Here is a 1,699-nt window from a genome sequence, read left to right as displayed (position 1 = left end):
CCTGGTATATTGTAATTGACTCATTTAGCAAGTCATCTACAAGATACACTGGTATATTGTAATTGACTCATTTAGCAAGTCATCTACAAGATACACTTTCCTTTCTATCAACCTTCTTCAATCCGTGGTTGATTACGGTAAATGTAATTTGTAAAATTGATTATGTGAATGTGGATTTGTACTTCTCCTTGTGGCTCTGACTACTTTAGAAAGGTTCTCACCACACCTTACACCAAAATAATGATGAGTTAGATGAGTCTTTGAATTCGTATATTGCACCAGGATTTATGGTTTAAGGATCGTGGATAACACATCACAGTTTTTACAGAAAGGACGTATTATCATGATTTTAATCGGAATTGACATCGGCAAAGGAAACCACACCTTCTCCATCGTCTCCAAAGACACCAGTGAGGTTCTCCTGGAACCGACTGCTTTCCCCAATAACAAACAGGGCTTTGACTTTTTCTACGACAAATGTAAGTCTTTCAGCAAAAAGGATATCCTCATCGGCATGGAAGACACCGGTCACTATCATTTTGCTTTGCTCAAAAGTCTTCTGGACAAACATTACTCCGTGGCTCTTATCAATCCCGTCGTTACGGATCTGACACGCAAAATGCAGGGCGGTATTTCCAAGAATGATGACCTGGATTCGCTGACCATCTGCGACGTCATCTCCTCTTCCTCCCGTAAGAAGCCTTATCGGCTCTCAATGGTAAACCGTTTTGACCTTTATGAACAGAGGCAGCTTACCCGCCATCATCACAATTTGAAAGAAGAGTTGAATGTCTATACCAACCGACTTCAGAAGTGTATCGACATTGTTTTTCCAGAGTACAACAGCCTTTTCAAGTCCAAATACGGCATTGTGTACATGGAAATCCTCAGAAATTTTCCCAGCGCTGAAAAAATCGCTTCTACGGATATCCGCACGCTTCGTAATTGCTTTGAAGCCTCCGGCAGGGGCAATCGTATTTCTCTGACTGCCCAAGAACTTAAGCTCGCTGCAAAGAATTCCATTGGCATCGCCTCCGTTTCTGAAGAGATCCAGATAAAACATCTCGTACGCCAGATCGAGCTGTTCAAAGAGCAGATCGCGGAAATTGATAAAAAAATAGAAGAGTTCAGCGTCCAAACCAACTCTCCTATCCTTTCGATACCGGGAATCTCTCATTTCTCCGGTACATCCATTTTATCGGAATTAGGAGATATACGCAACTACTCAAATGCTGCAAAGATCATAAAATTTGCTGGCGTGGCTCCCTATGAGCATCAGTCGAGCCAGTACAGGGCCGAGCATACCGCTATTTCCAAGAAGGGTTCCAAATATCTTCGAAAAACTTTGTATCAGGTCATCCTTCCTGTCGTCAAAAACAACGAAGTCTTCCGGGAGTATTACCTCTTGAAACGGTCGCAGGGCAAAGGACACCGCTGTGCCCAGGGACATTGCATTAGAAAGCTGTTGCGGGTCATCTACCATCTACTGACTACCGGGCAGCAGTTTGATCCGGCTTTGCTTCGATAATACCATTTGCTTTCTATACGTTACAGCTTCATGTTAAGGATGAGGTCTATTTGCCATGCCGTTTTTTATCCACTATTCACTTTTCAATGTTCAAATTACATCAAGTAACAAGTTGTAACTTTTTGAGCTAAATCTATATATTTCACTTGACTTTTATATAGTTAGCTTTCT

The 1,699-nt window shown here is 41.9% G+C and carries 1 protein-coding gene; it reads left to right on the top strand.

Annotated features, from left to right (window positions below; all coding sequences use genetic code 11):
- Positions 1-343: 343 nt before the first annotated feature.
- Entirely contained in the window at positions 344-1,528 is a 1,185-nt protein-coding gene (locus H9L42_RS16645; protein ID WP_187304516.1) for an IS110 family RNA-guided transposase, read from the top strand.
- Positions 1,529-1,699: the final 171 nt, after the last annotated feature.

Origin of the sequence: Zhenpiania hominis (genome assembly GCF_014333425.1) — a bacterium.
Lineage (GTDB): Bacteria > Bacillota > Clostridia > Peptostreptococcales > Anaerovoracaceae > Hominibacterium > Hominibacterium hominis.
The sequence above is the reverse complement of the archived record's forward strand: the minus strand, read 5'-3'. Positions and strand labels throughout refer to the sequence as shown.

Coding starts and splice junctions, on each gene's coding strand:
- H9L42_RS16645 (WP_187304516.1), top strand. CDS start 344: ATGATTTTAATCGGAATTGACATCGGCAAAGGAAACCACACCTTCTCC.